Consider the following 22,954-nt stretch of genomic DNA (forward strand, 5'->3'; position numbering starts at 1 on the left):
GCGCGGATGGTGGCCGCTCAAAGTGCCAGTGCATCCTTCAGCGCCAATCCTTCCTTCATGCGAAGGTCGAGATCGGCCTCGATGTGATCGAGGTGCTGCAGCATCAAGGCACGGGCCTTTGCCGCATCCTTCGCCTCCAGTGCATCGAGCAGGTCGGCATGATCGTTGTGGCCGCAGCTTGAAACGCCCGAGCGCCCGTAGAGCGCGATAACCAGCGACGAGCGGGCGACCAGTTCGTCCATGAATTTTTCGAGGATGGCATTGCCGGCAAGCGAGGCCAGCATCAGGTGGAAATCGCCTGATGCCTTGATTTCCGCGCGCCTGGCGTGCGGGCCGCGCTCATGCTGGTGGCGGCTTTCCTGAACCAGATGCTCTCTCAGCTGCTTCACCGCCGCAGGCGTGATCTTTTCGATTGCGGCGTCCAGAACGCCGGGCTCGATCAGCCGTCGCGACGCAAAAACCTGCCGCGCTTCGTCCGGTGTGGGATTGGAGACAAAAGCGCCGCGGTTGCGCTCGGCCTTGACCAGTCCTTCGTAAGCCAGCATCTGAAGAGCCGCCCGCACCACCGTGCGGCTGACATCGAACAGCGTTCCCACTTCCGATTCCGACAGCTTCGTTCCCGGGGCAAGCCGTCGGTCGACAATGGCGTCGCGCAGCGTATCTCGAATAGCCTGGGCACGGTCTTCGTGGGATGAATCGGAATTGACGGTTATATGGGCAAGGCTCATGGAATTGTCCTGTTTGAACTTGAGTTCTAGCGCGAAGCGCGGCTTGCGCAAACAGGAATTGCGAGCTGTCGCCAGCCGCCACAATTCATTCAGCGCCCGTTCAGCAGGCGCGCTATATTTCTTTAACCATCGAATTTGCAACTGGCAGCGCCCTGCCATCCGGATGGAAGAAGATCATGTCGTCCTTTGCAGCTAAAACCGTTCTGGCTATCGCCGTCGCCGCCGCCACCATCGTGCCCTTCAACAGCGCATCCGCCGATGACTGGGGCCGCCGCGACCGTCGCGATGCCGCTATTCTGGGTGGCGTGCTTGGCCTTGCCGCCGGTGTCGCCGTTGGCTCAGCCCTTTCCCGCCCGGCACCGGTAGACGACGAGCGCGTCTATATCGACCCACCGCGTCGCTATGAACCGAGCTACGTGTACGAAGAGCCGGACTACCGCTATTATCAGCCACAGCCGCAGCCCGTTTATCGACCCGCTCCGGTCTATCGTCCGGCACCGGTTTACCGTGCCCAACCGGTCTATGACAATAATTCCGGCTACTACCAGCAACGCCGTACCTACCGCACCATCGAGCCGTGGACGAACGCCTGGTACGATTATTGCTCGCAACGTTATCGCAGCTTCAACGGCCGCTCCGGCACCTATGTCGGCAATGACGGCCAGCGTCATTTCTGCGTAGCGGGTTGATCGGGGACAACGTCTGCGCAGTTATTGCTGTTAATAATCAGGCCGCGGACGGAAACGTCCGCGGCTTTTCATTAAGTGTCACCCCAGATCCTGCGGCACCTCAAGCAGCGCCGTTTTTCACATAATCCGCCCGGTTGATGCCGTGACGTTGCAGCTTGTCGTAAAAGGTCTTGCGGGCAATGCCGAGTGTCGCAATGGTTTCGGCCACGTCGCCATTCGATTGCACAAGCGTTTCGCGGATGATCTGCGCTTCTATTTCATCCATTCGCTCCGGCAGGGTGCCGGAAGCCGGAATGCTCGATTGCGAAACAGTCGTGGTGACCGCATCCATCTCCAGCCCCAATACTACCCTTTCAGCGAAATGCCCGAGTTCGCGCACATTGCCCGGCCAGTCGTAGTCGTTAAGGCGGCGGGAAACGCCGGCGCTGATCTGCGGCACAGGCATGTTGAACCGGTTGGCGGCCTTGGTGACGAAGTGCGAAAACAGCAGCGGAATATCCGCCTTGCGTTCGCGCAGCGGCGGTATCGACAGCGTCACCACATTCAGCCGGTAATATAGGTCCTCGCGAAACGTGCCACGCTCGGCCGGGTCGCCGAGATCCACCTTCGCCGCCGCCACCACGCGAATATCGACCGGTCGCTCCTCATTTGAACCGAGTGGCGAGACCTCGCGCATTTCCAGAACGCGCAACATCTTCACCTGTACGGCAAGCGGCATGCTTTCGATCTCGTCGAGAAACAGCGTGCCGCCGCTTGAATGTTCGATGCGACCAACGCGTTTTTTCTGCGCACCGGTGAAAGCACCCGGCTCATGGCCGAAAAGCTCGCTTTCGATCACCGTTTCCGGCAGCGCCCCGCAATTCAGTGCCACAAAATTGCCCCTCGATCGCTTCTTGCTCCAGCGATGCAGCGCCGTTGCCACCACTTCCTTGCCGCTGCCCGTCTCACCTGCCACCAGCACGTCCACGTCCGTATCAGCAATGTGCCGGAGCGTGGTGCGCAGGCGTTCCATGGCGGGCGTCTGGCCAATCAGCGGCAAATCGTCCTCGGCTTGAGCACTCGCCCGGCGAAGCGCGCGGTTTTCCAGCACGAGGCGGCGCTTTTCCAGCGCGCGGCGGGCGCTTTCAACCATGCGTTCGGCGGGGAATGGTTTGGCGATAAAATCATAGGCGCCGTTGTGCAGGGCATCGACCGCCATCGGCACATCACCGTGGCCGGTGATGAGGATAACCGGCAGATCGGCATCAATCCTGCGGACATGGTCGAAGAACTCAAGCCCGGTCATGCCGGGCATGCGCACATCGGTGATGACGACGCCGTCGAAATCCTCGTTGAGCGCCGCAAGTGCCTGTTCGGCGCGGGAAAAGGAGGTGACGGGCAATCCGTCGAGTTCCAACGTCTGCACCATCGCCTTACGCAGCTGGGAGTCGTCATCCACCAGAAATATGGTTCCACCTGCCATCATGTCATGCTCGCTTCAGATATACGGAAAAAGACGTGCCTGCCTCGCTGCTCGTTACCTCAATACGCCCGCCATAATCGGAGGCGATATCGTTGGAGATGACGAGACCAAGGCCTAGGCCGCTTTCCTTGGATGTATTAAAGGGAGAAAAAAGCTGGGCGCGGATCGCTTCGGGAATGCCGGTCCCATTGTCGCTGACCGAAAGCAAGACCATGTCCCCTTCCTCGCGCACCCGCACCTCGACACGCGCCGCATCAATCGCATCAGTGGCTTCCAGTGCGTTTTGCAGAAGGTTGATGAGAATTTGCTCGAGCCGGATGCGGCTGCCAAGCACCTTCAGGTCTTGATCCGGCAACACGATATCAAGTGCATCCATCTGTCCGGAAAAACGACTGCGCAACAGCATCACCGCGCCTTCGATGACCAGTTTGAGACTGACCGGTTCGGCAGCGGTGCGGCCCTTGCGCGCCAATATCTTCAGGTCGCCGGTAATCGTGCCGATGCGATCGGTCAATGCCGCGATGTTTTCGAGATTTTCGTTGGCCTCCGCCATGCGGTCGCGTTTCAGCAGGGTGCGGGCGTTGTCGGCAAAGGCGCGGATCGTCGCTACCGGCTGGTTGATTTCGTGGGCAACGCCCGCCGCCACCTGCCCTAGAATGGAGAGACGGTTGGCCTGCACCAACTCGTGCTGCACGTTGCGCAATTCACCTGTCGTCTTTTCGTGCAGGGCAATTTCCGCCTGAAGATGGTCGCGGGTCCTCGTCAGATCACGGGTGCGCTCCTGCACCTTCATTTCCAGCTCGGTGCGGGCGCGCTGCTCCTCTTCCTTTTCCCTCAGCGCCTTGTGCCTGCGCCACAGCCACAGAGCCGAAAGCGCCATCAGCGGCATCAGCGTTGCCAGCGCCACCACCCTGCCCTCGCGAATGGCGGCGTTCAGCGCCGGTGCCACCGGCTGCAGATAATGCAGTGTCCATGAGGTCGTCGGCACCGGCGTTTCCAACCGCAGATAATCGCCGCGCTCACTTGCCGGGTCATCGACACGGATGAGCGGAACGCCGTCGCTCGAGAGTCGCACCATCCGGAACGGCAGCGTCGTAAGCGCCTCGTTACCGAATTGCAGGCTTTCGGAAATGGCTTTGCGTCGCGCCTCGTCAATCGGCGCTACGGTCTTGAAGCGCCAATCCGGCACGCTCGTCATCAGCACGACGCCGTTCCTGTCAACCACATAGACCGGTTTGCCGCCGATGTTCCAATCCGCCTCCAGACGGTTGAACTCCACCTTGGCGATGACGACGCCGAGCGGCCGCCCGTCTGCGGCATCGATGCGGCGCGAGATATAAAGGCCCGGCCGGCGGCTGACATTGCCAAGCGCATAGTGTTCGGACATGCCGGTATTCATCGCCGCCTGAAAATATTCGCGGAAGGCATAATTGGAGCCGACGAAGCTGTCGGCCTGTCGCCAGTTACTGGAGGCAATTGTCAAGCCGGTCGGTCCGGTCACGTAGATGACAGAGGACTGCGTGCCTTCGATCAGCCCCTCCAGCTTGCGGTTCAGCCGGTCAATGGCAGACGCGCCACCGCCATCCAGCGCAGTCGCAAGGTCGGGATCGCCGGACAGAACCAGCGGAATGGCTCGCGGCCGCTCCAGCGCGACATTCAGAAGCGCGATCTTGAGTTCGGCATCGGTGGAGGCCTCGGACGCGGCGGTGCGTATTGCCTGGTTTCGCGCAAAGTCATCGGCAACCAACAGAAGTCCCAGGCTGACGAGCAGCCACAAGCCCGCCAACGCCAGCCATTGAGCGCGCCGTCGTGCCTGGGAATGAGAGGCCTGATCTTCTTGGGTCATGCGACAATTGTGCGGATTTACACACAGACCGCAAGAGGTTTTGTCCGGATATCCGCACATACGGCGGCGAGCTGATACGGCGTCAATAAAAAGTACTTTTTAAATCAGCGAGTTACACCAAATAAGCAAGTCTGGCATGCGTATTGCACATGACTCCTCAATCGGCGCGAAGCCGTCAACGACACGGCGATCCCGGGAGGCCAATTAAGGCAGGGTGAGGCCGAGGAGGAAAAAACATGATCGATACAACAACCGTGGCGGCAGGCCACGCCAAGCAGCCATTCTACAAGCATCTGTATTTCCAGGTTCTGGTCGCCATTATCGCCGGTATCGCGCTTGGCCATTTCTATCCGGCCTTTGGCGAACAGCTGAAGCCGCTCGGCGACGGTTTTATCCGTCTCGTCAAGATGATCATCGCTCCCGTCATCTTCCTCACTGTCGCAACCGGCATCGCCGGCATGAACGATATGAAGAAGGTTGGACGCGTGGCCGGCAAGGCCATGATCTACTTCCTCGTGTTCTCCACCCTCGCGCTCATTGTCGGCCTCATCGTCGCCAACACTGTGCAGCCGGGTGCCGGCATGAACATCGATCCGGCCACGCTGGATGCCAAGGCCGTCGCGACCTACGCCGACAAGGCCCATGAGCAGACCATCACCGGCTTCCTGATGAACATCATCCCGACCACCATCGTCGGCGCATTCGCCAGCGGTGATATCCTGCAGGTGCTGTTCTTCTCCGTGCTGTTCGGCATCGCGCTCGGTATCGTCGGCGAAAAGGGCAAGCCTGTCACCGATTTCATGCATGCCATGATGTATCCGATCTTCAAGCTGGTCGCGATCCTGATGAAGGCCGCCCCCATCGGTGCCTTCGGCGCCATGGCATTCACCATCGGCAAATACGGCATCTCGTCCGTCACCAACCTCGCGATGCTGATCGGCACCTTCTACGTCACATCAGCACTGTTCGTGTTCGTGGTCCTCGGCGCTGTCTGCCGCTATAACGGCTTCTCGATCGTCGCGCTTATCCGCTACATCAAGGAAGAACTGCTGCTGGTTCTCGGCACCTCGTCTTCGGAAGCCGCCCTGCCGGGCCTGATGAGCAAGATGGAAAAGGCGGGCTGCAAGCGCTCTGTCGTCGGTCTCGTCATCCCCACCGGCTACTCCTTCAACCTCGACGGAACCAACATCTACATGACGCTGGCTGCCCTGTTCATCGCACAGGCGACCGGCATCCACCTCTCCTTCGGCGAACAGATCCTTCTGCTGCTCGTGGCCATGCTCTCCTCCAAGGGTGCTGCCGGCATCACAGGCGCTGGCTTCATCACATTGGCCGCAACGCTCTCCGTCGTGCCGTCGGTTCCGGTTGCCGGCATGGCGCTCATCCTCGGCATCGACCGCTTCATGTCGGAATGCCGCGCACTCACCAACTTCGTCGGCAATGCGGTCGCCACCATCGTTGTTGCCCGCTGGGAAGGTGAACTGGATCAGGAGCAGCTCGCCCGCGTTCTCAGCGGCAAGGAAGAATTCACCGGCATCGCCGATGTGGATTCGCTTCCGGGTGCGGTTCAGCCCGCCGAATAACACGACCTCCCAAGGTCCAGCCTGTCCCGGTTTGTCGGGGCAGGCTCTCGCATGAAGGCCGGCGCATCAGATCGATGCTCCGGCCTTTCATCGTTTGAAGCCCTCCCAACCGTCGAAAACGGTTTTTATCGCCGTGCGGATGTTATAGGCCAGAGCGAGCGAGAACGAATGCGAAAAACGGAGTAGGCCCTTATGAAGAACCTGTTTCTGGCCTGGCAATTCTGGGCACTGCTATCGGCGGCCTTTGCGGCATTGACCGCGATTTTTGCGAAAATCGGCATCGAAAACGTCAATTCCGATTTCGCCACCTTCATACGCACCATCGTCATTCTCGCTGCCGCTGGCCTGATGGTTTATGTTACCGGCAACTGGCAGCAGCCCTCCACCATTTCGGCGCGGACCTGGACCTTTCTCGTGCTTTCGGGGCTGGCGACCGGCGCATCTTGGATATGTTACTTCCGGGCGCTGAAAATCGGCGATGCCGCCCGCGTCGCCCCCATCGACAAGCTCAGTGTCGTGTTCGTCGCCGTCTTCGCGGTTCTGTTTCTGGGGGAACGGCTGTCGCTGCCAAACTGGCTGGGTGTGGTGCTAATCGCCTGCGGCGCGGTGCTTGTGGCATACCGGGGATAGTGCAAGCTGACAGCGGTGCCCGGCCGGACGAACCGGCCGGGACATTCGCAAAGTCATCAGGCGCGTGCGGCCGCAACCTTGTCCAGTCCCCGCTTAACGCCGGCGAACAGCTCATCAAGCTGCTCGGCCGTGATGATCAGCGGTGGACAGAAGCAGATCGATTCGCCGATCGGGCGAGTGATCACGCCCTCATCCTCAATGCCGGCGGCAATGGCGAGCGTCGCATCGCCCGGCTTCGTACCTTCCCACGGCTTTATCTCCAGCGCGCCAAGAAGACCGACGCCGCGCGAGGAATGCACCAGCGGATGGCCGGAAAGCGCTTTCAGATGATCGAGGAACTTGCCTTCCAGTCTCGCGACATTACCGACCAGATCGCGCTCCTGAATAATCTTCAGGTTTTCGAGACCGACGGCCGTCGCGACCGGGTGGCCGGAGGCGGTATAACCATGACCGAAGGAGCCGATCCGGTCGGATTCGTCGGCGATCGGCTGGTAGAAACCGTCATTCATGATGATCGCCGACAGCGGCATATAGGATGAGGATATCTGCTTGGAAACAACAAGCACATCCGGCTTGATGCCGTAGGTCTCGCAGGCGAACATCTTGCCGGTGCGGCCGAACCCGCAGATGACCTCGTCCACGACAAGCAGAATGTCGTATTTCTTCAGGATCGCCTGCACACCTTCCCAATAACCTTCAGGCGGCAGAAGAACCCCGCCGGCACCCATCACCGGCTCGCCCCAGAAGGCGGCAACGGTTTCCGGGCCTTCGCTGAGGATCAGATCTTCGAGTTCCTTCAGAATACGCGCGGTAAAATCCGCCTCGCTTTCACCTTGCTTGCCGAAGTGCACATAGGAGGGGCAGGCCGTATGCAGCATGCGGTCCAGCGGCAGGTCGAAGCTTTCATGGTTGCGCGGCAGGCCGGTGATCGAGGCAGAGGCAATCGTCACGCCATGATAACCCTTGATGCGGCCAATGATCTTCTTCTTCTCCTTTTTGCCCAGCGCATTGGAGCGATACCACACCATCTTGGCAACGAGATCGTTCGCCTCCGATCCCGAAGACGTGAAATGGACCTTCGACATCGGCACTGGTGCAAGTTCGATCAGCAACTCGGCAAGATCGACCGATGGGCCGTGCGTCTTGTAGGAGAAGGTGTGGTAATAGGGCAGCTTCTGCATCTGCTTCGTCGCAGCGTCCACCAGTCGCTGTTCACCGAAGCCAAGCGCCACAGACCAAAGCCCCGCCATCGCCTCGATATAACGCTTGCCGCTGCTGTCGGTCACATAGATGCCTTCACCACTTTCGATGACCAGACCACCGGTCTTTTCGAATTTACGCAGATTGACGTTTGGATGCATCTGGTAGGCGATATCGCGTGCCTCGACGGAATTCGGCAGAATGGTCATGGGATAAAGGCTCCGTTTCGGTTGGATGGACTGAAGCGTCAGACGTGCTGGCCGCCATTGATGAGAATTTCTGCGCCGTTGATGTAGCTCGACTGCTCCGAGCAGAGGAAGTAGATGGTCTGCGCCACCTCCGCCGTGGTGCCGAGCCGCCCGAGCGGGACCTGCGCTTCCACGAGTTCAGCGGTTCCGGGTGAAAGTATGGCGGTGTTGATTTCGCCGGGCGCTATGGCATTGGCGCGCACGCCGCGCGGGCCGAATTCATGCGCCAGCTCCCGTGTCAGAGCCGCAAGTCCCGCCTTCGATGCGGCATAGGCGACGCCCGCGAAAGGGTGCACCCGCGAGCCGACAATGGAGGTAACGTTGACGATGCAGCCTTTTGCCGCCTCCAGTTCTGGCAAAAGCGCACGGGCAAGAAGCGCCGTCGAGACGAGATTGACGTTTAGCACCCGCGTCCAGATCTCCGCCGTTGTGTCGGCAACGCCAAGGCGGCTACCGCCTTCGCCCTTCGGCGAGATTCCGGCATTGTTGACGAGTGCGGCCAGCTTTCCTTCCGGCAGGCGCGAGCGCACCTCGTCGGCCAGATCGTCGATGCGGGACAGGTCCTCCAGATCGGCCTGGATATGGCTTTCGCGCGCAGATGGCCAGCGGCATTCCTCCGAAAAGGGTTGTCGCGATACGGTCAGGATTCTCCAGCCTTTTTCCTGAAACAGCTTGACGGTGGCATGCCCTATTCCGCGGCTCGCACCAGTCAAAAGCATAAAAGGAACAGCCATGAAAGAACTCCTTTGCCATGCGAACCGTTGAGCCGGCCGCGCATTCAGCCCGCATGTTAGAGTGCTGCGACCCGCTGACAAGGGCTATTTTGTCGCGGTGCACGAATGGTTGCCGCGTCACGGGCTAATCCCATTTGATATAGGCCTTTCACCCGAAGGGAATATTTGAAGCCAGCCATTTGCTCATAAAATGCGATCTCCCGAATCTGTGATCTGTATTGGGAGGGGGACGAATGCGTATCGACATCATCGACACCGACGCCGGCTTCGAGGCTATCCGGCAAAACTGGGAAACGGTGTTCATGGCCGATCCCCATTCCCGACACTTCCTTTCCTGGGGCTGGCTGCGGGATTACATGCCGCGCCGCAAGCGCTGGTTCATCCTGGCGCTCAGGGAACGCCCCGAAGGCTCGCCCTATGTGGCATTTTTTCCGCTGCGCATCGTCACCGAACCGGACAAGAAAACCGGTCGCTTCCACGACAGCATAGTCATGGCTGGCAATGCCGCGGCGGATTACACCGGCTTCATCACTCTGCCGGAATATGAAAATAACGCGGTTGCCGGTTTCTGTGCCTATATTCGGCAGCAGAACTGGACCGAACTCAAGCTCGACTATCTTTCCGGCCCACCGGAGCGGCGCGACGCGATGATCCGCGCGCTTCAGGGGCCGCTCGTTATGTTCCGCGACAACATGCCGACCAACCCCTATAACATCAACAATTGCATCTGCCCGGTCGTGGCCCTGCCGGACACGTTCGACTCCTATCTCGACAGCCATATGAGCAGCCAGTCCCGGCAAAAGCTCCGGCGCTTCATGAGGAAGGTGGAAGGCGGTGACGAATACCGCATCACCTTCGCAACGAAAGAAACAATCAAGCGGGACATGGGCATCCTGTTCGATTTCTGGCGCATCCGCTGGGCGCCGCACAAGGGCAAGGAGCGCACCGAACTGTTGATCGGCGCAACACGGCAAATGCTGATGGATGTCTATATACGCGGCGATCTGGAAGTGCCGGTCCTGTGGTTCGGCGACCAGCCGCTCGGCGCGCTTGCCAACATTATCGACCGGCAGAAAAAATCAGTATTGTTCTACATTACCGGTCGTGACGAGAACTGGAAGACCCCCTCACCCGGCCTCGTGCTGCACGGACACTGCATCCGCAGGGCGATCGAACAGGGTTTCAAGACTTATGATTTCCTGCGAGGCAACGAGCCGTACAAATATTTCTTCGGCCCGGAGGAGCACAAGCTCAGCTGCACGCTGTTCCGCACCCGCTCGGGCGACAATCTCGGCGGCAAGCTCCACCCGCGCAGCATACGCTTCGTCTACGAAGAGGGTCTTAAACTTTACAAGACGGGCAAGAAGGCGGCCGCCAACATCGCCTTTTCCCAGGTGCTGTCAGCCGCGCCCGATCACCTTGGCGCACAATTCGGGCTGGCCAATCTGACCTTCGACCGCGGTGAATTCCGTGAAGCGGAAATCGCTTTCCTCGGTCTCCTCGGCAGCGCTCAGGACCCGGTTCTGCTATGGATGCGCATAGGCGAAGCGCGGTTGGCGCAACGGCAATATCACGAGGCGTCCGAAGCATTCCGTCAGGTGACCAATCGCGCCCCCTTCCACCGCGAGGCGCTCTACAAATGCGCCGTGGCGCTGATTGCGGCCGAAAGAACGAAGGAAGGCGCCGAAATCCTCGACAGATTGCAGCATTACCATTCTGACGACGCTACGCATCTGGAATATGCCGAAAAGGCGCGCGCAGCCCTTGCCCGGCTGGAACTGGGAAAGGCCAGGATTCCGCTGCCTGCCGATGTCATCACGCTGAGCGCCAGGCCAAAATCGACGGGCAAGCGCTGGCGTCCGCCAAAGGTTTTGCATTGAACGTAATGACCTGTAAGTTGCGGCAGAAAAAATCGGCCGGACGACTTGCAAGGGTTTTTTATGTTTCTGACCAACAAGGATATGCTCGACCTCATCGAGCTGCGCCATGATCTGCACCGCCATCCGGAAATTTCCGGCGAGGAGAAGGAAACAGCGCGGCGTATTCGCGATTTCCTCGAGCAGGCAAAACCGGATCGGATGTTCACCGATCTGGGTGGTCATGGCGTGGCAGCGGTCTATGACAGCGGCAAAAGCGGTCCGGTAGTCCTCATCCGCTCGGAACTCGACGCTCTGCCCATTCAGGAAAAAACCGACGCCGAATACCGCTCCGGCACAGATGGTAAGGGCCATCTTTGCGGCCATGACGGTCATTCCACCATTCTGACGGCGCTTGCACTTGGACTTTCCAGAAAGCGCCCGGAAACCGGCAGCGTCGTACTGCTCTACCAACCGGCAGAAGAGACAGGTGCGGGCGCGGCCGCCGTCATCGCCGATCCGCGCTTTGGCGAGGTGAAGCCGGATTATTCCTTTTCTCTTCACAATCTTCCAGGCCTGCTATTCGGCCATGTCAGCGTGGTGGAAGGGCCGGTCAACTGCGCATCACGCGGCATCAAAATCCGCTTCTCCGGCAAGACCGCGCACGCCTCCTCACCGGAGCATGGCGTCTCGCCGATGCGGGCGATATCTGAGTTGATGCCGGCTTTGACCGATCTCGGTTCCGGCTTTCCACCGCAACCCGATTTTTCGATGGTGACAATCACCCATGCCGTGATGGGTGAAGCGGCCTTCGGCATTTCTCCGGCAGACGCGGAAATCTGGGCGACGCTCCGGACGCTGACAGACGACCGAATGGAAAAACTCTGCGCGGATGCGGAAGCGCTGGCAAAAAAGGTGGCCGAAGAACAGAAACTGACACTCGATATCGCCTATGACGATATTTTCCTGCATTGCGAAAATGCGCCGGAAGCCGTCGACCATATCCTGCGGGCGCTGACTGCAGAGAAAATTTCCCACGGTTCGGAAGGTTTGCCCATGCGAGCCTCCGAGGATTTCGGAAGGTTCCGCGCCGTCTCGTCATCGGCCATGTTCTTTTTGGGCGCAGGCAAGGACTATCCCAACCTGCACAATCCCGACTACGACTTTCCGGATGGGCTGATCGATATCGGCGCACGCATCTTCATGCGCATCATCCGCAACCTCACCGACGCGGGGTGAGCAACGGCAGCCCATTGCCGCCCAACGCCATCAGCCGCCCTGGGGCCCTCTGCTCGGCCGGGCGGCACGGACCGCTGCCAGTCCCCTGATGCCCTCCTTATCGCCAATGGACGTCAGACTTTCGAAAATCTGCGCAGCATCGGCGTAGCGGTTCATGGCAAGATAGGAATAACCGCGCAATACCATGAGATCGGTGCGCTCATCGGCAAGCCGCGCACGCTGATCAAGCAGGAGAAGCGTTTCCGCATAACGTTTCGACTGGAAGGCGGAAACCGCCCTGTCGGCCAGGATTGAAACCTGCAACTCAGTCGCGCGCGGGCGGTCCATGCGCGATTTCGTCGCCGAGACAGCGGCATGGTCAGTCAGCCCCATGCGCAGATAGGCAAGGCTCTGGCCATAGGCCGCATCGCTTTTAACAGTCGACTGGCCGCCGGCAATGGCGGATTCGAAAGCCTTCAGGGCTTCCGCCGGCCGGTTGGTCTCCATCAGGCACCAGCCGAGATCAAGCGCCTGCTGTGCGGGCAGGCGCTGGGGATCGGGATAGACCGCGCAGGAGCGTGGACGTGACGAGGCACTTACGGTCCTCTGCGTCTGCGCTGGCAGACGCGCCTGCTTCCGCGAAGGTTCCGGAGCCGGCTGCTGGACAGACGGCTGGCTATAAGCCACCACTGTCTCAGGCTGCGGCGCATAGGGCGCGGGTGCCGTTGTCTGGGAAGCTGTGGCGACAGGCGGTGCGGTGACGGGCGCTATCTGCTGCGCGGACTGGTCCACCATACGTGCCGTTCCCACATCAGCGATGCGTTGCGAGCGGCTTGCCCATTGCTGCTGTATGCTGCGCAGACCGGCGAGATTGCGCAGATCGTGATAGCTGACTGCCATGCCATAGGCCGATGGTTCGTCATCGGCTTTCCAGCCAAGTGCTGTGCTGAACCATTGCAAGGCGAGCGGCGTCTGCCGGAAAGCAAGCGAATACCAGCCGAACTGCTGCGCGGTTGCCGCATCCTTCCGGGTTATTGTTTCAGCGGCGATGCGCTGCAGCACATCCGGCGGCAGGACCACAGGCGGCTCAAGCGCCAGAAGATTGGCTGTCGCGGCAAGATAGGTCGCAAGCCCGTCGTCCGAAGCGGTGCGCCACTTATACATGACCTCCTCAGCTTCACGTGGCTCGTTGCGGTCGATCAGCGCCAGCGCCAACCCCTGCGAAGCAGACGCGCTGTCTTCCTCTTCCCGCGCTTTGCGAAACCACTTTTCCGCCTCCGCCATGTTCTTCTGGCGGATATTATACCAGCCGAGCAACAAGGCATCGCTTGCAAGCTTGTCGGTCTCGGCAAGCCTTTCAAGCCGCATCAGATAGGCGGAAGGAACGGAAATTCCCTCCTTCTCCCCTGCCTTGGCCACGAACTGGCGGGCGAGATCGTTCTTGACCGGTTCGAATTCCAGCTGACCGTCTGCGTTGGGCTTTTCCTTGGCAAGCAAATCGCCGATCATCTCCGCCGGCAAAAGCGCGGACGCCTTCTGCACCGTGGCGAGCCTGTCGCTTGGCGTCGTGCAATTGTTGAGAATGTAGAGATAGGCGTCGCGCGCTCGTCCCATACGGTCGGTATTGGCAAACGCATCGGCAACCCGCCACAGGACATCCACCTCGCTACAGGTCAGCAGGCCGGGATTGCTGGCGGCCGCGTCCACCACTGTCGAATATTGCTTGAGATCGGAAGCGTTGACGAGCCGCTGGCGGGCCTCGGCGAGGGAAAGCATGCCGGTCAGATTGTCGGGAGGCTGCCAGCCGGGTTCCGCCTGCTGGCGGTCGGCGATCGCCTTTCTGACCTCGGCGTAACGGCCGTCGCTATAAAGCTGCCACATGGCATCGAGCCGGGGATCGCCGTTAACGGGAATGGCGAGCGGATCGGCAGGCGGTGTCCAGTTCGGATAGAGCGTGCGCAGCCTCGCGATTTCGGCCTGAAGCCGCTGGGTATCGCCCTTGGCCGCGAAATAGCGCAGCGCGCTGAGATCGACCTCGGGCATGTCTGATGACGCCGGCTGGGTCTGGCGGGGTGCGGGCGCCTGCGCCATTTGGGGCTGCGATATCTGTCCACCCGTCTGTGTCTGCGTAACCGGCGGTTGCGGATCAGTCGCCGGCACCGTTACCGCTGGCGTCACGGGTTGGGTTAGCTGCGCCATCTCGCGATTTTTAAGGAACGCGTTGATCTGGGCCGGATTGGCTGCCGCTGGAGAAACGCGCTGCGCCGCACGGTTGTCGCCAACCGCCGAAGTATGAATGTCCGATACACGTCCGAGAATGGTGTCGCGCCAGTGGAAGGCGGCGAGAGCAATCAGAAGCAGGATGAGAGCCGAGGTAGACAGCGGTTTGTTCATCGGCACTCCCCGTTATTCCTTGCCAGAAACGACAATGCCAGAAGATGCAATGTAGAAGGATAATAAAGCGTTGGCTGAAAGCCTTTCAGTTCGGCAGGCACAGCCGGGCCGCCGCCGGCGCAGGCTGCGAGCGCCGGAATGATGCGATAACCGGGATCCGACAGAACGTCCTTGACCGCGCCGCTCTTGAGATCGAAAGTTCCCGCAGCACCGCTTTCCAGCGTCATGCCGTTTTTCAGGCGGTCAAGCAGCTCCGGCGAGCCCATTTTCGCCCTTGCAAGATAAAGCGGAATCCGCACCGCATTGTAACCGAACTCGGGCGGAAACGCCGATGCCGGTTGCGGTTTCGTCTTCATCGACACCCAGTCGGCGGGCAGTTTCCTGTCGCTGAAAGCAAACGTACCGATCTGCGCCACGCCGTCGTCGGCAAGCGCCTTCCAGAGTGGCGATGGTGCGACGAGATTGAGGACCGGAAATGCTTCGAAAATCAGATAGGAAGGATTGACCACCGGGCCGTCGCCCCGGTCAACCTCGCCAAAGCCGCTGGCGGCGGGCAAAAGCAGCGTTCGCCCGCCGCGCTGAACGACAGTCTTCTTGAGGACGGCTGATGCGATGGCCGCCGATGCCTCGGCATAGTCCTGCCGGTTCCACTGGCCGGCAGCCAGCGCCAGCGCGTAGGCAATCAGAATATCGCCATCCGTGGCATTGTTGATGTCAGTCACATGCGGTCTGGTGCGCGGATCCCATTTCCACGCAGAGAGACCGTCGTCGCGCACCAGGAGTTCCGTGCGGGTGAAACTCCATATCAGCTCGAAGTCGGCAATGTTCTCTGAAAGAACGGCAAGCCACATGCCGTAACCCTGACCTTCGCTGTGGCTGATATTGCCGTTACCGGTATCGATGATGCGCCCGCCGGGATCGAGAAACGCACTTTTATAAGCCGACCAGGCCTCAGGCGAGACAGATGCGGCGCGGGCAATCGAGATGCTTGAGATCAACGCCATCAGCGACACGCAGAAAATGCCGGCAAGTCTAAAAATCCCACGCCTCATCGGTGTCGCCCCATCATACGCAGCATCGCGAAGGTGGCAAAGCCCAGGAGCGACACGAACCCGATGAATGCCAGCGAATAGGAAAGAACATTGGAAGACAGCCAATTAGCAGCGATCAGCCTCCAGTTCGAGAGGGAAAACGCCCGCGTGACATAGAAATACGGCTGCCCCACCTCGACCGTTTCGATCTTTTCTGCACCGGCATCATAAGCTGCGACCCGCCCGGTGACGTCGCGCCAATGGTTTTCACGCACCATCGAAGACATGCCGTCACGAAGCTCCGCCGACGTCGGGGCGGTAGCCAGCGTCCAGACCCCTTCGCCGGAAGGGCTTAGACCCTGCACCAGCATGAAGGAGACATTGCCGGGCGGCGCATAGGGCTGCTCGGCCGCCGGCAGGAAACGCAGCGTATCGGAACTCAGATCGAAATTCCGCTTCATCCACTCCTCAAAGGAGGAAACCTGGCCTTGCCAGATGCCGCCGTCCACCCGCTCTCGCCAGTCATTAAAGAGGGTTTCGCTGTTCTGCGCAGGCGGCTGAACGCCCGTTCCCATTTTCCAGGATATCTGGCTGGAAGGGACAAGATTGAACTGGCTGATCAGCGATTGCGGGAATTGCGAAATCGTCCCGACGAACAGGGCGTCACGGTCCCCGATCACCAGCGGCGATGCGACGGTCTCGACATTGATCGGATATCCCGCAGCGCTTGCCAGCCGGCTGACCAATGTCGCCGCCGCCGACATGGTGTCGGTATCGAAACGATCAAGCGACAATGCGACGGGATTTGCGGCAAACCTGTAGGGCTGCCCGGCACCGGACATCGCGGCGAGATCGGGCTTGCGACCGATCTGCGCGTAATCGGGAATATGGATTTCCGATGTGTCGAACAGGGCAAAACGCGGGGTCGTGCTGGCCGGCGCTCCCGGCGCGCAGACCTGATCCTGCGCCGTCATCAACACGGCCTCGATGGTGACCTTGTTCGGGCCAGGCTTGAAGTGGCGCATCGTCACATTGATGGGCAGATGCCGGAAAATGCCGCCACCATTGTTGGAGATCGGCACGGTCGAGGCGATCTCGTCATTGACGTAGATGTCTATATGGCTACCGGGCAGCACCTGCGAGGAATAGGCGGCATCGAGCAGCATGGCCGCCTCGCCATAGGCCGACGCATAAAAGTCGGCGGGCATGCCGACGTAGAATTCGTTGCGGAAACGCCGTCCGCCAAATTCGCTGCTCTCAAGCCCAAGCTCGGAAAGCGCGATGCGACGGTCCGACATGACGAGCGGCACATCCGGCGCATGCCAGCTGCGGGTGGAAAAGGTCGTTCTCTGGGCACCGGGCGTGCGCGAGATCGAGGAAAAGAGCGTCTCAATCGCCGCCTGTACCGCCTGCGGGGTGGGACCGCTGACGAAGAGTGGCGAGAGGCCACCCGGTGCAGTGGTATCGAAGCCGGCAAAAGCACCCGCCGACGCCTCGGGCGGCACCGCGCCGGTGAAGCCGGCAATCTCGCGTGCGGTGCCGACAAAAACCACCAGCGTTCCCGCCTTGCGTTCGGCGGAGGGTGCTGCCACGAAACGGATCGTCTGGTTCGGCATCTGGGTTCGGAGTGCCAGAGCCTGCGAAAGGCGCAGCAGCGAATCTGCAAATGCCGGATTGCCGAGTGCAGGTGCAACGATCTCGATCGACGTCGCCGCCTTGGCGTCCGGACCGGTTGCCTGGATATCGTCGATATTGGTGAAGTTGCCCGCGACATCGGCGTTAAAGCCGATATAGGTATTTGCCGGATTAACATCGGTCCAAAGATCATAAGTGGACTGGATCGTGCAATCGGTTCTGTGGCGTTGCTGCACGCCAAGCGTCACGACATTCGCGCCCACCTGCAGGACACCGGGTGGAATTTTCAAGGAAACATTGCCCTCACCGTCGGGCGCCTCAATGCGCGCCGTCTCCAGCGGAACATTGTTGAGGCTGACCTGGAAATTCGAGTCTTCCGGCGCGACCACGATGGCGTTCTGATAACCAATATTCAGCGAAACGGCGGCATTCACCTGCTCGGGCGTCAGATAAATGCTCCACTGCCGCCGATCCATTTCGCCGGAAAGGCTGAGCTTTTCGTACGGCAAGATATACCGGCGACGGCTATCCGCCGCGGGTGACGATGCCTGAACGGGTGCGGGTCTCGCCTGACCCTGCGGCGGCATGGATACGGGTGGCGTCAGCGGCCGCAGCGGCGGTTGCGGCGCAGGTGCGGGCTGCATTACCACAGGAGGCTGGCCCACTGCAGGCTGGGTCGATTGCTGGGCTGGCTGCGGCTGGCGCGGTACAGCTGGGGGAAGTGTCGGCGGCGGCACGGGTGCCGGAGCTGTCTGTGCAGGCTTCTCCGGCGACATGTCGAAGGGTGAGGACTGCGCCATCGCACCGGTTGCGACGACACCCAACATCAGCGCTGTCAGTGAACTCCTGATCGTTTTACCGCCGTTCATTTTACAACTCCGGCAGGTTTGACGGTTTTGGAGGCGGGCCGGAGCGCCTTGGCCAGATAGAACAGGCCGCGCTGCGTCTGGAACAGCGATATCGCCAGAAAGATCGCCGTGCCTCTGATGAGGCCGGGGTTCTTGCGGCGCACGCGCTGGAACTCGCTCCATTGCTCGGAATTGGCGAAGATCAGGTCGGCGATCAGGCGGTGATCGATGGCGCGCTGCGGCGAGAATGTGCAGCCTATGGAAATGAAACCGTCGCTCCGGACCGTGCGGACCACATTGATGGCCATGGTTTCCGGCACGCCCTCGCTATGAGGCTTCACCCTAATGATCGCTGTCGTGTTCTTTTCGATAGCGGTGGTGCTGTCGAAAAGATTGATCAGCAGGCCATGCACCGACACGTTGTCAATGGAGGCCGGCACCCATGCGTCACTACCCTCAAGCTTGACCTCGCAGCGCCGCTTGACGGTGATGCGCCGCGACGCCGATTTTTCGCCGCGCTCGGAGACGACGCCAAGCGCACAGCCCGCGAAGATAAGGTTGAGCAGGTTCCAGCCGCCGACGACGAGTGTGACGTCCGCCTTGTATGGCTCGGCGTAGATGCGCCAGATGGCAAAGGCCATCGCAACCAGCAAAAGTGCGAAAATGACGAAGAACGGGCGGCTGATTTCCGAAAGCCGCGCCTCGGCGATGGATTCGTCCTTCGCCGTCACCTTGAAGGTCGGCTTGCCCGGATTGAAGATCACCGACACGACTGCTGGCAGAAGGTGGACCGTCTGCACATATTCGTAGAGTTCAGAAATCCACGGCCAGCGGAAGCTGCCATAGAGATAGTTCTGCATCATCAGGTTCACGAGCATATACGCGGCCGTATAAGCCAAAAACTCGCCGCCGGAAGCCACGAAAATCTGAAGATCGAAGAACAGGTAGAACAACGGCGCAAACAGGAAGATCGTGCGCGGGAACGGGAAAAGCCAGAACAGCGTCGACGACATGTAGCAAAGACGCTGCGTGAAGGAGAGACCACGGCGGAACAGAGGCTGGCGAAAGATCAGGATCTGCATCATGCCCTGCGCCCAGCGGCTACGCTGGCCGATGAAGCTTGCGAAGGTGGCCGGTTGCAGCCCGGCGATCAGGGGCTTATCGACATAGACGCTGTTCCAGCCGCGCGAATGCAGCGCGAGCGCCGTTTCGCAGTCCTCGGTGATGCTGACGCCGCTGAACCCTTCCGTATCCAGCAGTGCCTCGCGCCGCAGCACGGCGGCGGAACCACAGAAGAACGCGCCGTTCCACTTGTCGAGACCGCGCTGGATGATGCCGTAAAACATCTCGTTTTCGCTCGGCATCGTCTCGAAGGTGCGCAGATTGCGCTCGATCGGATCGGGATTGACGAAGAAGTGCGGCGTCTGCACCAGGAACAGCCGGGGATCTTCCTCGAAATAGCCCACCGTTTCCAGAAGGAAATCGCGCGCCGGCGCATGGTCGGCGTCAAACACCGTCACCAGTTCGCCGGTGGAATGGGCGAGGCCGTTATTGAGATTTCCGGCCTTGGCGTGGACGTTGCGCTCGCGCGTCAGATAACGCACGTCGAGGTCCTCGCAAAGCTTCTTCAACTCCTCATGGCGGCGCTGTGCCGCCTGTGCCTCGACGATATTGCTGGCATTGCGCTTCTGCACCGAGCCGCCGTCGTCCAACAGCCAGACGGTGAACTTGTCGGCCGGGTAATCCATGTTCTTCGCAGCCGCCAGCGTATTGGCGAGAAGCTCCGCGTCCTCGTTGTAACTCGGCACGAAAACATCGACCGTCGGCCGGTAATCGGGTGAGCCAGGCCGGGTCTTGCGGGAAGGCAGCGGCATCGACACGATGACGAGGCTGAGACCCAGCATCACGACGCTGTACATTTCCGCGAGATAAAGCAGAAAGCCGGGAATGAAGTTTTCGAGCTGGTTGACGGGCGGCAGCGTGCTCGTGGTGCGCCAATAGACATAACGAAGCACGATGGCCGTGCCGAACCCAAGCGCCACGAGCCGCCAGGCTCCCTGCCCGTTGAAACTCTTTATTGTAGCGAGAAGGACGAGCGAGATCGCCGTGGCGACCAGGTGCGTCTGCAGGCTGACCGGCATCGTGACGATGGCCAGAACGCAAAGCGACACAAGAAACCAGACAATGATTGTGATGGCCTTGTTCATCCCGAAACTTTCCGCTCTCTTCCCCGCCCGGAATTTTTACCGGGATCTTTTGCAATGCCCTCTTCTGCTGTTGCTCCAGCCATCACCTGCATCCCGGAGGCGCTGCCGAACCGGACAGACATGTGGGCGACGGAATGGCCACCTGCGGAACCTGCGTCGGCTGCTGGCTCTCCACCTGCACGCTGGCCGCGCGCCTGCCGACTACAGCAGCAGGCCTCGCGGGCTGGGCGGGCGCGCCAACGGATGCGGGTGACGGAATACTGACTGCCGCCACCGGCGGTAGCGGCTGCGCCGTTGGCTGAACAGGCGTGACGGGTACGGCAGCACGGCGCACGGGTTGCAATGGTATGCTCGCAGTAACTTCACTGCCGGGCCGCATCGGCACCTCATTGGTCTTCATGGGATAGACCGGATGGCCCGGCCGCCCAAGGTTCTGATCCACCGCCTGCGGCGTGCCATAGGGGTTCCAGCTTTGCGAGGCATAGGTGCCGGTGATCGTGTAATTATACATGACCGTCAGAAGCTGCTCGACGCTTGCCCCCGACTGGCAGAGGCGCAGTCGCACCTTGATACGCCCCAGGTTGCGGAAATCCTGCCGCATGCTTTCGGGCGAGCGGATGTCCTGCCAGCCATAAAGGCAGGTATCGCTGCCTCGGCCCTTGCCGGCCGCATAAGAAAAGGCGCCGTAACCGTTCTGCAGATAATTCGCCGACATGACGATGTTCTCACCCGGAAACTCCGAGCGGATCTCCCGCGCGACGGAGGATGCCTTAAAGCCGGAGAAAGTCAAAGCATCGCGATCAGTGTCGCCGGCTTGCTGCGGACCGAAGAACTCGGCCTTGATGTAGTTCTGTCCGGGCGTAGCGGCTTCGGCGCGCAATACGACCTGCTGCGCCACGGCATTGGAATAGGTGCGGTTGACCACGGTGACGATTTCCGGACCGCCGGGCGGTGGGAAAACCAGCGCTTCGGACGCAGACAACATCTTTGCGCCCCCGAACGACCTGACGCCCGAGGGAGTATTGCAGCCCGAAAGAACTGCAATAGAGAATAGCAATGAAGTAAAGGCAGAAAATTTCACTGCCCCGTGCCCCTTTATTTCCCCAAGCCCTAACAGGTTAAAAGGAGACCGAATCACTAATGACCAGACCATTGTTACGAAATACGGGAGGCAGGCGAATAAGCAATATCAAATTTATATTGTAATTTCTGATGCTTTGTGGCCTCCGAATCGTTTCGGATCCCTTCTTTGCCGGACGAGACGACGGAACCAAATCGCGCTGGTGCGGGTTCGCTCGGCGTGAGGTCGATATTTTTACGGTTGCAGCGCAATATGTCCCATGGTCTACTTGCGTCTATAATGACGTATTTTTATTGATCACTTTTTTCATTCAACTGTAAAAACAGAGAGTTGACGCATGACTGTGCAATTTCCGAGTATCTCGCAGGCGCTTGCCGAAGAGATCGGGACCTTACGGAAATGGCTTGAAGAGGACGCACTGCCGCTGTGGTGGGAGGTGGGCTCCGCCCGTCCGGACGGCGGTTTTTACGAGCGCCTCGGCCAGGATGCGAAACCGGTTTTTTCTGATGACCGCCGCGCCCGCGTGCAGCCCCGTCAGGCTTATTGTTTCGCTGCCGCCGGCCAGAACGGCTGGCAGGGTCCGTGGAAGGATGCGTTGCTGCATGGGCTGAGCTGGTTCGAAGAGGTCTATCGCCTCGATAACGGCCTTTACGGCAACCTCGCCGACCAAACCGGCAAGCTGATCGATCCGTCCTTCGATCTCTACAATCAGGCTTTCGCGCTTTTCGCCGCAGCACAGACGGCCGCAGCTCTTCCCGACCGCAAGGACGAGATGCGTGCCCGGGCGCTCGAGATCCTCGCCGTCCTCAATCGCGACTACAAACACCCCGTCGCCGGCTTTGAGGAAGCGAACCCGCCGCGCACGCCGCTGTGCTCCAATCCGCATATGCATCTTTTCGAGGCGATGCTTGCCTGGGAAGTGCAGGACCCCGAAGGTCCATGGACCGCGCTGGCCGACGAGATCGCCGGCCTTGCACTCACCCGCTTCATCGATGGCACCAATGGCGGGCTACGCGAATTCTTCGGCCATGACTGGATGCCGTTTGAAGGCGAGAAGGGCCGCATCATGGAGCCCGGTCACCAGTTCGAATGGGCCTGGCTTCTGGTGCGCTGGGGCAGCCTGCGCAACAATGGCGAGGCAATCGCCAAGGCCAAGCGCATGTTCGAGATCGGCGAAGCGCATGGCATCTGCCCACGCCGCAAGGTCGCGATCATGAGCTTGTACGATGATTTTTCGGTACATGACGGGCTGGCACGGCTCTGGCCGCAGACGGAATGGCTGAAGGCAGCCTTGCGCCTTGCCAGCGTGACCATTGGTGAAGAAAGACAGCGTTATCTTGCCTCGGGCCTGAGGGCCATCGGCGCGCTGCAGCCTTTCCTCGACACACCGGTCAAAGGACTTTGGTTCGACAAATGGCCGGCCGACAAGCCGATGCTGGACGAACCGGCACCGGCCAGCACTTTCTACCACATTGTCTGCGCCATCTATGAGGCTGAGGCCGTACTCGCCTCCAGCCATTAGAGTCCGGGCGGGCGAGCGGGCCGGGCGTCCGCTCTACCCGCT

Annotated in this window: 16 protein-coding genes; 6 read left to right on the forward strand and 10 right to left on the reverse strand. The window is 60.2% G+C overall.

All coding sequences use genetic code 11. The features are described 5' to 3' along the window. Positions 1–17: 17 nt before the first annotated feature. Complete coding sequence (locus tag T18_RS09450; protein ID WP_025595694.1) at positions 18–728, reverse strand: GntR family transcriptional regulator; 711 nt, start codon at positions 726–728, stop codon at positions 18–20. A 176-nt stretch (positions 729–904) separates the two neighbouring features. Between T18_RS09450 and T18_RS09455 the strand changes: the two genes are divergently transcribed. Continuing rightward, a complete protein-coding gene (locus T18_RS09455) occupies positions 905–1,417 on the forward strand; it encodes a BA14K family protein (RefSeq protein ID WP_003510838.1) in 513 nt (170 codons plus the stop codon). A gap of 100 nt (positions 1,418–1,517) precedes the next feature. On the opposite strand, the gene T18_RS09460 is transcribed toward T18_RS09455, so the two are convergent. Beyond that, on the reverse strand, positions 1,518–2,882 hold the full coding sequence (locus T18_RS09460; RefSeq protein WP_038494044.1) for a sigma-54-dependent transcriptional regulator: 1,365 nt from the start codon (positions 2,880–2,882) through the stop codon (positions 1,518–1,520). A gap of 1 nt (position 2,883) precedes the next feature. Then, the gene (locus tag T18_RS09465) at positions 2,884–4,725 is read right to left on the reverse strand and encodes a sensor histidine kinase (protein WP_038494047.1); all 1,842 of its coding nucleotides are present in this window, start codon (positions 4,723–4,725) and stop codon (positions 2,884–2,886) included. 236 nt (positions 4,726–4,961) lie between these two features. Between T18_RS09465 and T18_RS09470 the strand changes: the two genes are divergently transcribed. Continuing rightward, positions 4,962–6,308, forward strand: a complete 1,347-nt coding sequence (locus T18_RS09470; protein WP_013761559.1) for a dicarboxylate/amino acid:cation symporter — start codon at positions 4,962–4,964, stop codon at positions 6,306–6,308. A gap of 192 nt (positions 6,309–6,500) precedes the next feature. Beyond that, complete coding sequence (locus tag T18_RS09475) at positions 6,501–6,938, forward strand: EamA family transporter (RefSeq protein WP_019564660.1); 438 nt, start codon at positions 6,501–6,503, stop codon at positions 6,936–6,938. Positions 6,939–6,994: 56 nt separating this feature from the next. On the opposite strand, the gene T18_RS09480 is transcribed toward T18_RS09475, so the two are convergent. Beyond that, complete coding sequence (locus T18_RS09480) at positions 6,995–8,347, reverse strand: aspartate aminotransferase family protein (RefSeq protein ID WP_038494050.1); 1,353 nt, start codon at positions 8,345–8,347, stop codon at positions 6,995–6,997. Between the two features lie 38 nt (positions 8,348–8,385). Then, on the reverse strand, positions 8,386–9,120 hold the full coding sequence (locus tag T18_RS09485; protein WP_003510849.1) for an SDR family NAD(P)-dependent oxidoreductase: 735 nt from the start codon (positions 9,118–9,120) through the stop codon (positions 8,386–8,388). Between the two features lie 233 nt (positions 9,121–9,353). On the opposite strand from T18_RS09485, the gene T18_RS09490 reads away from it, so the two are divergent. Together T18_RS09490 and T18_RS09495 are read left to right on the forward strand one after the other, a co-directional pair. After that, positions 9,354–11,000: a GNAT family N-acetyltransferase gene (locus T18_RS09490; protein WP_038494052.1), complete on the forward strand. Its 1,647-nt coding sequence runs from the start codon at positions 9,354–9,356 to the stop codon at positions 10,998–11,000. Between the two features lie 60 nt (positions 11,001–11,060). After that, complete coding sequence (locus T18_RS09495; protein WP_038494055.1) at positions 11,061–12,215, forward strand: amidohydrolase; 1,155 nt, start codon at positions 11,061–11,063, stop codon at positions 12,213–12,215. Positions 12,216–12,245: 30 nt separating this feature from the next. Here the strand turns inward: T18_RS09495 and T18_RS09500 are convergent, their stop codons facing one another. From T18_RS09500 to bcsN, 5 genes are all read right to left on the reverse strand, one after another. After that, complete coding sequence (locus T18_RS09500) at positions 12,246–14,588, reverse strand: cellulose synthesis protein (protein ID WP_013761565.1); 2,343 nt, start codon at positions 14,586–14,588, stop codon at positions 12,246–12,248. Then, positions 14,585–15,640: a glycosyl hydrolase family 8 gene (locus T18_RS09505; RefSeq protein ID WP_003510860.1), complete on the reverse strand. Its 1,056-nt coding sequence runs from the start codon at positions 15,638–15,640 to the stop codon at positions 14,585–14,587. The genes T18_RS09500 and T18_RS09505 overlap by 4 nt, the downstream gene beginning before the upstream one ends. Next, positions 15,637–18,123 carry a cellulose biosynthesis cyclic di-GMP-binding regulatory protein BcsB gene (locus T18_RS09510; protein WP_038494058.1) on the reverse strand — a complete coding sequence of 829 codons (2,487 nt, stop codon included), beginning with the start codon at positions 18,121–18,123 and terminating at the stop codon, positions 15,637–15,639. Before T18_RS09510 ends, T18_RS09505 begins: the two co-directional genes overlap by 4 nt. Beyond that, a complete protein-coding gene (gene bcsA, locus T18_RS09515) occupies positions 18,120–20,309 on the reverse strand; it encodes a UDP-forming cellulose synthase catalytic subunit (protein WP_038494060.1) in 2,190 nt (729 codons plus the stop codon). The genes T18_RS09510 and bcsA overlap by 4 nt, the downstream gene beginning before the upstream one ends. 82 nt (positions 20,310–20,391) lie before the next feature. Further along, entirely contained in the window at positions 20,392–21,294 is a 903-nt protein-coding gene (bcsN, locus tag T18_RS09520; RefSeq protein ID WP_013761568.1) for a cellulose biosynthesis protein BcsN, read from the reverse strand. A 433-nt stretch (positions 21,295–21,727) separates the two neighbouring features. Between bcsN and T18_RS09525 the strand changes: the two genes are divergently transcribed. Beyond that, the gene (locus T18_RS09525; protein WP_038494063.1) at positions 21,728–22,912 is read left to right on the forward strand and encodes an AGE family epimerase/isomerase; all 1,185 of its coding nucleotides are present in this window, start codon (positions 21,728–21,730) and stop codon (positions 22,910–22,912) included. Positions 22,913–22,954: the final 42 nt, after the last annotated feature.

This window comes from Rhizobium sp. TBD182 (genome assembly GCF_001950375.1).
Classification (GTDB): domain Bacteria; phylum Pseudomonadota; class Alphaproteobacteria; order Rhizobiales; family Rhizobiaceae; genus Agrobacterium; species Agrobacterium tumefaciens.

What these genes read in the sequence shown, in the direction of transcription:
- T18_RS09450 (WP_025595694.1), bottom strand. Translation starts at nt 728, where the DNA reads ATGAGCCTTGCCCATATAACCGTCAATTCCGATTCATCCCACGAAGAC.
- T18_RS09455 (WP_003510838.1), top strand. Translation starts at nt 905, where the DNA reads ATGTCGTCCTTTGCAGCTAAAACCGTTCTGGCTATCGCCGTCGCCGCC.
- T18_RS09460 (WP_038494044.1), bottom strand. Translation starts at nt 2,882, where the DNA reads ATGATGGCAGGTGGAACCATATTTCTGGTGGATGACGACTCCCAGCTG.
- T18_RS09465 (WP_038494047.1), bottom strand. Translation starts at nt 4,725, where the DNA reads ATGACCCAAGAAGATCAGGCCTCTCATTCCCAGGCACGACGGCGCGCT.
- T18_RS09470 (WP_013761559.1), top strand. Translation starts at nt 4,962, where the DNA reads ATGATCGATACAACAACCGTGGCGGCAGGCCACGCCAAGCAGCCATTC.
- T18_RS09475 (WP_019564660.1), top strand. Translation starts at nt 6,501, where the DNA reads ATGAAGAACCTGTTTCTGGCCTGGCAATTCTGGGCACTGCTATCGGCG.
- T18_RS09480 (WP_038494050.1), bottom strand. Translation starts at nt 8,347, where the DNA reads ATGACCATTCTGCCGAATTCCGTCGAGGCACGCGATATCGCCTACCAG.
- T18_RS09485 (WP_003510849.1), bottom strand. Translation starts at nt 9,120, where the DNA reads ATGGCTGTTCCTTTTATGCTTTTGACTGGTGCGAGCCGCGGAATAGGG.
- T18_RS09490 (WP_038494052.1), top strand. Translation starts at nt 9,354, where the DNA reads ATGCGTATCGACATCATCGACACCGACGCCGGCTTCGAGGCTATCCGG.
- T18_RS09495 (WP_038494055.1), top strand. Translation starts at nt 11,061, where the DNA reads ATGTTTCTGACCAACAAGGATATGCTCGACCTCATCGAGCTGCGCCAT.
- T18_RS09500 (WP_013761565.1), bottom strand. Translation starts at nt 14,588, where the DNA reads ATGAACAAACCGCTGTCTACCTCGGCTCTCATCCTGCTTCTGATTGCT.
- T18_RS09505 (WP_003510860.1), bottom strand. Translation starts at nt 15,640, where the DNA reads ATGAGGCGTGGGATTTTTAGACTTGCCGGCATTTTCTGCGTGTCGCTG.
- T18_RS09510 (WP_038494058.1), bottom strand. Translation starts at nt 18,123, where the DNA reads ATGAACGGCGGTAAAACGATCAGGAGTTCACTGACAGCGCTGATGTTG.
- bcsA (WP_038494060.1), bottom strand. Translation starts at nt 20,309, where the DNA reads ATGAACAAGGCCATCACAATCATTGTCTGGTTTCTTGTGTCGCTTTGC.
- bcsN (WP_013761568.1), bottom strand. Translation starts at nt 21,294, where the DNA reads ATGTTGTCTGCGTCCGAAGCGCTGGTTTTCCCACCGCCCGGCGGTCCG.
- T18_RS09525 (WP_038494063.1), top strand. Translation starts at nt 21,728, where the DNA reads ATGACTGTGCAATTTCCGAGTATCTCGCAGGCGCTTGCCGAAGAGATC.